6 protein-coding genes and 1 pseudogene are annotated in these 9670 nt (G+C 41.9%); 3 read left to right on the top strand and 4 right to left on the bottom strand.

The window, feature by feature from the left end; genetic code table 11:
• The first annotated feature begins 365 nt into the window (after positions 1-365).
• From CSQ79_RS06065 to CSQ79_RS06075, 3 genes are all read left to right on the top strand, one after another.
• A complete protein-coding gene (locus tag CSQ79_RS06065) occupies positions 366-3539 on the top strand; it encodes a sll1366 family intein-prone helicase (RefSeq protein ID WP_099700272.1) in 3174 nt (1057 codons plus the stop codon).
• Positions 3536-4363 (top strand): SWIM zinc finger family protein, encoded by an 828-nt coding sequence (locus CSQ79_RS06070; RefSeq protein ID WP_099700273.1) that lies wholly within the window; start codon positions 3536-3538, stop codon positions 4361-4363. The genes CSQ79_RS06065 and CSQ79_RS06070 overlap by 4 nt, the downstream gene beginning before the upstream one ends.
• Before the next feature lie 681 nt (positions 4364-5044).
• On the top strand, positions 5045-5719 hold the full coding sequence (locus CSQ79_RS06075) for a vWA domain-containing protein (RefSeq protein WP_289500659.1): 675 nt from the start codon (positions 5045-5047) through the stop codon (positions 5717-5719).
• Between the two features lie 45 nt (positions 5720-5764).
• Here the strand turns inward: CSQ79_RS06075 and CSQ79_RS06080 are convergent, their stop codons facing one another.
• The 4 genes and pseudogenes from CSQ79_RS06080 to CSQ79_RS06095 all read right to left on the bottom strand — a co-directional run.
• Positions 5765-7483 carry a polysaccharide deacetylase family protein gene (locus tag CSQ79_RS06080; RefSeq protein ID WP_099700274.1) on the bottom strand — a complete coding sequence of 573 codons (1719 nt, stop codon included), beginning with the start codon at positions 7481-7483 and terminating at the stop codon, positions 5765-5767.
• Positions 7484-7715: 232 nt separating this feature from the next.
• Positions 7716-7901 carry a PCP reductase family protein gene (locus CSQ79_RS06085; RefSeq protein WP_099700311.1) on the bottom strand — a complete coding sequence of 62 codons (186 nt, stop codon included), beginning with the start codon at positions 7899-7901 and terminating at the stop codon, positions 7716-7718.
• 227 nt (positions 7902-8128) lie between these two features.
• Complete coding sequence (gene psbC / locus CSQ79_RS06090; RefSeq protein WP_099700312.1) at positions 8129-9487, bottom strand: photosystem II reaction center protein CP43; 1359 nt, start codon at positions 9485-9487, stop codon at positions 8129-8131.
• Positions 9488-9512: 25 nt separating this feature from the next.
• Positions 9513-9670, bottom strand: a pseudogene (locus CSQ79_RS06095) (photosystem II protein D2); the annotation flags it as partial.

Consider the following 9670-nt stretch of genomic DNA (forward strand, 5'->3'; position numbering starts at 1 on the left):
GCCATTGTAGTTGTACAATTAATCTAAGATCTAAATTTAATAGCTCTATCCGTTAGAAAGTAGATTTAATAACAAAAACTACTGTACCTATATAGTCACAATAAAGTAACGAATACATTTTTGAACATTCAAAGCTTACTATAAATAAAGTTTAGATTTTATATGAAATTAGAGTTAATTTTGAGAATAAATAGTTAGAAAATTTCATTAAACAATAAGATTTTTTAGAAATAATGAAATGTAATACAGAACAAAAGAAAATCAAAATTATTCTCAAGCATAGATAACAAACACAATATTAATTTTATAATTTATAAAAACAAGAGCGATTGTAGAGATTTCATGTAAGTTCGAGTAGTTAGTAAATGACAATTTTACACGGTAACTGGTTAGCAGAAAAAAACTGTTTATTCGTTTGGGGAGAAACTTGGCGTTCTTTGGGTGGCATTGAGGCATCGTTAGACGATCATCCTTTAGTCATGGCACCCGCAGAATTAGAAGAGTGGCTGCATAAATCTGATTTATTACCACAAGTGTCACGTAACTTGTTGAAAACGTTACTAGAAAATACAAAAGTTGTGTCATCTGGACGTAACCGCAAGCCTAAGAATAGTCAAGCTAACAGCGTTGTAGAGATCCGATCGCCGTGTGTCCTATTACCAACTTATTCTGATAAGCAAGAAGGAAGTGCATATCCAATTCATTCAGCAGCATCTCTAGAATCCAACTACTCACTAAAGCCTTGGCGGGTACAAGGTTTATATTTAGAACCTTCAGCAGCATTTCAATTTCTCACTTCACTACCATTAGGTACTGCTCATCAAGAAGATGAGTATTTAGGTGGAGATTTACGCTTTTGGTCACACGTTGCGCGTTGGAGTTTAGATTTACTCAGTCGATGTAAATTCTTGCCTACATTAAACCAGTTTGATGATGCTTTTGCGGCTAGCTGGCGATCGCTATTAGATAGTGCTGTGGATGCTTCGCGTCTAGAAAAATTTGCCAACGTGATGCCTGAAGTTTGTCTTGCTTATCGCAGCGAGGAGGAAGATTTAAATTCCACATCATCATTGTCACCACAGGAATTGCTACTGAGTTTTTTGGATAGCATGATAGATACTCAAATTCGGGCAATGATAGAGGGCACCACCCAACCGAATGTACCATCTCCTATTCATGAATGGCTACAGGCGTTAACAACTCAAGATCAAAAAGTCAAAGCAGTACCAAATCAACTAGAAAGATTAGCAGCTGTACTCAATGCATGGACGGCACCACTTCAGTATCAGATCAATCAGGCTCGTAGCTCATTTCGGACTTGTTTTAGATTACATCCACCCGAAACAGCTAATGAGTGGACATTAGCATATGGTTTACAAGCTGCCAATGATGCAGAGTTTGTCGTTGATGCGGCAAGTATTTGGAGTCACCCTGTTGAAGAATGGGTAATTAGCGATCGCACAATTGTTGAGCCACAGGAAACATTTCTCAAAGGATTAGGGCTAGCTTCTCGGATGTTTGCTCCTGTAGCTGCAAGTTTAGAACAGCAGTACCCGACATTATGTCGTTTAACACCTTTAGAAGCTTATGACTTTATTAAGTCGATTGCACCACGATTTACAGACAGTGGCTTAGGTGTCATTTTACCGCCAAGTCTAGCAGAACGTGAAGGCTGGGCGAATCGCCTGGGATTAAAAATTCGGGCAGTAACACCGCGTAAGCAAAAAGAACTAGGCTTGCAAAGCCTATTAAATTTTGAGTGGGAGTTAGCAATTGGCGGACAAACACTCTCGAAAGCTGAATTTGATCGCTTGGTGACATTGAATAGTCCATTAGTAGAAATTAATGGCGAGTGGGTAGAACTGCGATCGCAAGATATCAAAACTGCTCAAACCTTTTTTGCCAGCCGTAAAGAGAAGTTATCGCTATCGTTGGAAGATGCTTTGCGCTTGAGTACTGGTGACAGTTTAGTGATTGAAAAGCTGCCAGTCGTGAATTTTGAAGCAACTGGGGCGTTGCAAGAGTTGATGTCTGCGCTGACTAATAATCAAGCGATCGCGCTACTCCCAACACCAAAAAGCTTTCAAGGCGAACTGCGTCCTTATCAAGTACGCGGCTTTAGCTGGCTAGCCTTTCTTGAACGCTGGAATTTAGGTGCGTGTCTCGCCGACGATATGGGACTCGGTAAGACGATTCAGTTCATTGCTTTTATGCTGCATCAGAAACAGCAAGAGGCACTCGAAAATCCAACGCTACTTGTTTGTCCAACTTCAGTTTTAGGTAACTGGGAGCGCGAAGTCAAGAAATTTGGTCCACAATTAAAAGTGATGCTGCACCACGGAGATAAGCGTTCTAAAGGTAAAGCATTTATCGCTGCAGTGCGAAAGCACGATTTAGTGATTACAAGTTATGCATTGATTCACCGCGATGTTAAAGATTTACAAAGTGTATCTTGGCAAGGAATTGTGCTTGATGAGGCACAAAATATTAAAAATCCTGAAGCAAAGCAATCGCAATCTGTTCGCCAACTCGAATCAGCGTTTCGGATTGCACTAACAGGAACTCCAGTAGAAAACAGACTGCAAGAGTTGTGGTCAATTTTAGATTTTCTCAATCCAGGATATTTAGGCGCACGGCAATTTTTCCAAAGACGCTTTGCAATGCCAATTGAAAAGTATGGCGATGTTGATTCGTTAACACAGTTGCGATCGCTGGTTCAGCCTTTCATTCTCCGGCGTGTCAAAACTGACCGCGATATTATTCAAGATTTACCTGAAAAGCAAGAAATCACTGAGTTTTGTGGAATTAGCCCCGATCAAGCAGCGCTGTATCAACAAGTTGTGGAAAACTCGTTAGCAGAAATTGATGCAGCAGAAGGTTTACAGCGTCGGGGAATGATTTTAGGGCTGCTTGTTAAACTAAAACAAATATGCAACCATCCGGCACAGTTTCTTAAACAAAATAAAATTGCTGAACCTCATCAGTCGGGGAAATTACTCCGGCTGGTGGAGATGTTAGAAGAAGCTTTATCAGAAGGCGATCGCGCACTCATTTTTACACAGTTTGCTGAGTGGGGAAAACTGCTACAACCATACTTACAACAGCAACTACAGCGTGAAATTTTCTTTCTTTATGGCAGTACTTCCAAAAAACAGCGCGAGGAAATGATTGATCGCTTTCAGCACGATCCACAAGGTCCGCCAATTATGATTCTTTCTTTAAAGGCTGGTGGTGTTGGGTTAAACTTAACTCGTGCTAATCATGTCTTTCATTTTGATCGCTGGTGGAACCCTGCAGTAGAAAACCAAGCAACAGATCGCGTCTTTCGGATCGGTCAAACTCGTAATGTGTTAGTCCACAAATTTGTTTGTAGTGGCACTTTAGAAGAAAAAATTCACGAAATGATTGAAAGTAAAAAAGCTTTAGCCGAACAAGTCGTCGGTGCTGGTGAACAATGGCTGACGGAATTAGATACCAATCAGTTACGTAATTTACTCGTTCTAGATCGCAATGCTGTGATTGATGAGGATGCAGAATGACCAACTTTAGCTTTCAATCTAGCCGCGAATGGTGGTCGCAACGTTGGCTGGATTTACTAGATTCTTACCGCTTTAAAAAACGTCTGGAAAGAGCGCGCAACTACTCGCGTCAGGGTAATGTTTTAAGGATTCAGTTTGAAGGGGCAAAGGTATCAGCCCGAGTACAAGGTACAGAAGTTGAGCCTTATCAAGTTTTGCTGTTTTTGGAACCCTTTACAGATGAGCAATGGCAGTATGTGATAGAAACAATGTCGCAACGAGCAATTTTTGCTGCCAAACTCCTAGCAGGAGAAATGCCACCTAACATTGAAGAAGTTTTCACGCTCAATGGGTTATCACTGTTTCCCTTTACGCTTTCTGAAGTCCGCAGCAAATGCTCTTGTCCTGATAAAGCAAATCCCTGCAAACATATCGCTGCAGTATATTATCAGTTGGGCGATCGCTTTAGCGAAGATCCATTTGTCTTGTTTCAGTTACGAGGACGCACTAAAAACCAAATCATTGATGCTTTGCGCGAATTGCGTAGTGCACATCAAATTGCGAATCCTGAGCCGATCGCACTTCAATCAGCCCCGCAAACATCACTAGACGCCAATGGTACATCGTTTTGGCACTATCGAGAACCGCTAGAATCGAACTTAGTTGTCATTGCTCCATCGACTAGCAGCGATGTCTTAGAAATATTAGGCGCAATTCCTTTGTCAAATGATCTTGCCGAAAATGCCGATAACTCTTCTGAAGTAGTGATGCATTATTTAATCGCTGTGTACCAGCAGGTTGCTCAGCAGGCTTTTTTGGTAGCAATGAATACTGAAGCAAGCTGATAATTGTATTCTTAGCGAATGTCCGAGTTGCGTATTTCTTAACTTAATGTTACGTTATTCCTGGAAAATACTTAGGTGATCTTATCTTAGCCAACTCAAAAAGATTGAGTAGACTTTAGGATACTACCTAAGTTTTGTGAATTAAGTCAAGGATCAAGTATGTCAAAATTTTATCCAAATATATTCCGAAATCTAGTTGTGCTCACTTCCGCATGACTTAGCTTCTCCTATCAGCTTGATATGAGGTTACAAAAACTAATTTGATACAAAGTTCTCTATTCATTCTAATGTTATATAAAAATAAATGCATCAACACTCTTTATTTATCGAATATATTAATCTATCAAAGTGAAAATAAATACTGTTTTATCCAAATCTATCTAAAAATGCTGTCTTACAGAATCTACAATTCACTTGTGACTGCGTCTAAGATAACATTAGTAGAATCTTGTCTAATCTAAACATTTAAAACTTAAAGGAAGTTCAGAATTATCTGTAGATTTTTGATAAAGTCGAAAAACTGTAGGCAAAGTGTTATTTGAGACAAGGTAATTTCTGCTTTGGTGAAAACACATAGTTTTTACCGTATTGGTTAAGATAGTCCAATCTAAGAAACTTACGGTCTCAAGCTGTAGTAGCTTTAATAACTAAAGAATTTTCATACTAAGCTGTTGTAGATCTATGTCTGATATTTTGAAACTTGAAGATGCTGTAGAATTCGCCGAGAATCCAGAACCAAGATGTCCATGTGTCCTACTTCTAGACACTTCCGGTTCAATGCATGGCGAAGCCATAGAAGCTCTAAACGAAGGATTGAAAGTTTTTAGGGATGAGTTGAATCGCGACAGCCTTGCTAAGAAACGAGTTGAGGTTGCAATTATTTCATTCAATTTTGAAGTAAAAGTTGTTCAAGAATTTGTTACCGCCGATCAATTTGAGCCACCAACACTTGTTGCACATGGTTTAACTCACATGGGTTCAGCAATCCACCAAGGACTAGATCTCATTCAAGCTCGTAAAACTGAATATCGCAACAATGGTATTGCCTACTACCGTCCGTGGGTATTTTTGATTACAGATGGAGAGCCGCAAGGTGAGTTAGAAAGCCTTGTAGAACAAGCAGCCCAGCGAATTAGAGATGATGAAAACAGCAAGCGAGTAGCTTTTTTTGCTGTCGGTGTGGAAGGGGCTAACATGGATCGCCTAAGCCAAATTGTAGTGCGTGCACCACTGAAGTTAAGAGGACTAAACTTTCAGGAGATGTTTATCTGGCTATCAGCCAGTATGCAACGAGTTTCACAGTCAAAACCAGACGATCAAGTTGCACTACCCCCACCAGGCTGGGGTGCAGTTTAATTCTGATAGTACAAATTTGAGTTATGAGTCACTAGCTACTAGTTACTAACCACTCTTCACTCTACAGTGGTTTTGATTCATTATTTGTGGAGGAACCAGCGCCACAACATGAGGTACAGGGCGGGGTATATAGCTGACAAGAGATTCTCCTTTATAGGCAAGCGAGGTACTTGCCCCAGAGTCAAGCATCACGGCGTCACGTAATCCAGCGTGAGCGAGTGCTAAACCCAAAGAAACTGAGTCTATCAATGTTGTGGACACACCGATTGCTGGTTGTCCTGCTTGATTGATACCCCAAAAAGCTCGATGGCGGGCGGCGTCAAAATCAAATAAACTACCAAACGTACTCGCAGTTTGGGGTTGACTGTCTTTTACGAGCCATGCTGCTGCAACAAACGCATCAGTGACATGTGGTAATGCAGTGTTCAATCCAGGAAGAGTATTGTGCTGTTGCGAGTTAAAAGGAACAAACTTGACAACTTGAGAATTAATCAGTATCAGGGGACGTCCGTTGAGTTTGCGATTTTCGCTATTGTTTCCAGGAACAAATTTGCTATTGTGGCTTAATACAGGTCCAATCATGACATTGGAATCGAGCGATTTGAGTGAGAAGAAACCACCATCAACAGCAGCAACTGCGGGGGTATCTGCGAGAATTTGGGGGACTTGGTAGCGGCTTTTGGCATGAATTGTAGTTGGTTGTCCTCCAGTAATCAGGATGAGTCGGGCTTGGTTGAGTGTGGTTGTATTGATAGCGATCGCACTATTAAAGTCAAATTTGACACCCCAAGCAGGTAGTTGAGGTCCTCCCCAAGCGGCGGCGATCGCTTCTTTTAATCGTGATTGTCCGATGCGGGCGATCGCAAATAGATTCTCAGATTCTCCAGCAAAGCGATCCACAGCATCATCCATTGTTAAAGCTGCTTTATACCCTGCCTGTTCGACAAAGTTTGCTACTTGTACATTGTATTTACCCGCAGGATAGACAAAGTAATCAACCGAAATTCCCAATTGAGTTTCTAGAATTCGTTTCGACTCAGTAATTTCAAATTGCAATTGGTCTTGGGGTAAAGTCCTTAAATCTGTGGGATGCGTTACAGTATGAGCCGCAATTGTCACTAACGGATCAGCTGCCATCTGGCGTAATTGCTCCCAGTTAACGTGCGTTCTCCCTGTGTTTTTACCAAGATTAGATGTATAAATTGAAAAAGTAGCAGGATAACCATATTTCTTGAGTAAGGGGTAGACATATTGATAGTGACCTCCATACCCATCATCAAATGTCAACAAAATTGGCTTTTCTGGTAGCGGTATTCCTGTACGTAAATGAGTTAGCAATTGAGCCAGACTAATTGGAGTCAGCTTTTGAACTCGAATAAGTTCGAGATGACTGGCAAGTTCCTGCGGTGTTACATCAAAAAAGACTTCTTTATGTGGCACAATATCGTGATACATCATCACTGGTACTCGTGCCTGCTTTGCTTTGGCGTGTATCTCTGATGCTGGGCTAGAATTCAAGGAGGCTACAAGCAAAGGTCCCAGCTCTTGCACAAGTTGTGAAAACAAAATTTGTGGTTCATGTATCCAACTTGCTAGATGTATTGCCGGATCTACCAAGTTGGTGTATGATATCGCACTGGAATTCTCATGACAAGGCGACACGAGGGAAGGTAGCCCAGCGACGGGTATTGGTATACTAAGCGCATAAATCTGACTGAAACCGCAGCAAAGAGGGACATGGAGAATCCGTTGGTATAGTTTCATGTTGATTTAACACGATAGGCATCAGTACAAAGCACAGTGCCTTGGTCGCTGCACACGTCAACTACACCCTACTCATGAAGCGTTAAGGGTGTGATAGCAATGCTTTAAAAAATTGCTAAGCGAGCTTTAAATTATTCTCATCTGTTGATTAAGACTTTCTCAAAAATTGGCGATCTGCCGGAGGCAGCGGCGCGGCGCTTCTCTTTGAGACGCTTCGCGAACGCCATCGCTGTTACTGACCAAACTCTACTCTTGCTTGCTCGACTAACTCAATTGTGACAACTTCTTGCCCTGCAGCACGTGCTAATTGCTCAATTCTTGCTTTGGCTTGAGTGCGGGCAAAAAAAGGGATATTTTTTAATTTGGCTTTGGCTTCAGGTGTCCATTGCAAAGTTTCTATATATTCAAAGTCACTCATAATAGTCACTGACATTCAATGTCCTCTGATAAGTAGGATGTGCAAAAGACATTTACTTATTTAAGTCAAATTGTGTCATATCTCAGTATGAAAAATATTTGCATTTCGTTAATTTAGATTCTTTGGTTACTCATGAAAAGTAGGCAAAAAAAAAACTCCTGTATTAATACAGGAGCTGTAAAACCATTGACTATTTATTTACACTGACAAAGCTATAAATTTGTTGCTTAGTCAAGATCGCCCATAGCCATTACTGGTTCGTTTTCACGGTTAATACCTTTTTCAAAACCAGCTACTGCTGCTCTTGCACGACCAGCGTGCCACAAGTGACCCACCAAGAAGAAGAAGAACATCACAAAGTGGAAGGAAGCCAGCCAAGAACGCGGAGATACATAGTTGAAGGAGTTGATCTCCGTAGCCACACCACCAACAGAGTTAATTGAACCCAGAGGTGCGTGTGTCATGTACTCAGCAGCACGGCGAGCTTGCCAAGGCTGAATATCATTCTTGATTTTGTCTAGGTCTAAACCGTTAGGACCGCGTAATGGCTCTAGCCAAGGAGCGCGGACATCCCAGAAACGCATTGTTTCACCACCGAAGATGATTTCACCAGTGGGAGAGCGCATCAAGTATTTACCCAAACCTGTAGGACCTTGAGCAGAACCGACGTTAGCACCTAAGCGCTGGTCGCGAATCAAGAAGGTCAATGCTTGAGCTTGTGATGCTTCTGGACCTGTAGGACCGTAAAATTCGCTGGGATAAACAGTATTGTTAAACCAAACGAAACAGGTGGCAATAAACGCCATTAAGGATAAAGCACCTAAGCTATAGGACAGGTATGCTTCTCCAGACCAGATAAAAGCACGACGTGCCCAAGCAAAAGGCTTAGTCAGAACGTGGAATATACCACCAGAAATGAGTAGCAAGGCAACCCAAATGTGTCCGCCAACAACGTCTTCTAGATTATCGACGCTAACAATGGAGCCTTCACCACCAAAGGGAGATCTCAGCACATAGCCAAAGATCACTGCTGGGTTCAGTGTGGGATTCGTAATCACGCGAACATCACCACCGCCAGGTGCCCAGGTGTCATAAAGACCACCAACAAACATTGCCTTAATCACCAGCAGTAGCGCACCACATCCAAGAATGATGAGGTGGAAACCAATAATGCTGGTCATTTTGTTTTTGTCTTTCCAGTCGTAACCGAAGAAAGACGAATACTCTTCTAAGGTTTCTGGACCGCGAATGGCATGATAAATACCACCGAATCCTAAAACAGCAGAAGAAATGAGGTGAAGTACACCAACTACAAAATAAGGAAATGTATTAATGACCTCACCACCTGGACCTACACCCCATCCTTGTGCAGCAAGGTGAGGCAACAGAATGAGTCCTTGCTCATACATTGGCTTCTCTGGAACGAAGTGCGCGACTTCAAACAAAGTCATTGCTCCAGCCCAGAAGACAATTAAACCAGCATGAGCTACGTGAGCGCCCAGTAGCTTACCAGATAGATTAATTAAACGAGCATTACCTGCCCACCAGGCGAAACCGGTCGATTCAATATCGCGACCGCCACCCATTATTAAATCTCGATTAAAAGAAGCATTATAAGGCGTTTCCACGGGGTAGTACCTCCTCAGGGAATTGGAAATGCTCGTGAGGCTGGTCTTGGGGAGCCATCCAAGCCCGAATACCTTCATTGAGCAGAATGTTTTTGGTGTAGAAAGTCTCGAACTCAGGGTCTTCCGCAGCACGTAACTCCT

The sequence above is a fragment of the Gloeocapsopsis sp. IPPAS B-1203 genome, assembly GCF_002749975.1.
GTDB lineage: Bacteria > Cyanobacteriota > Cyanobacteriia > Cyanobacteriales > Chroococcidiopsidaceae > Gloeocapsopsis.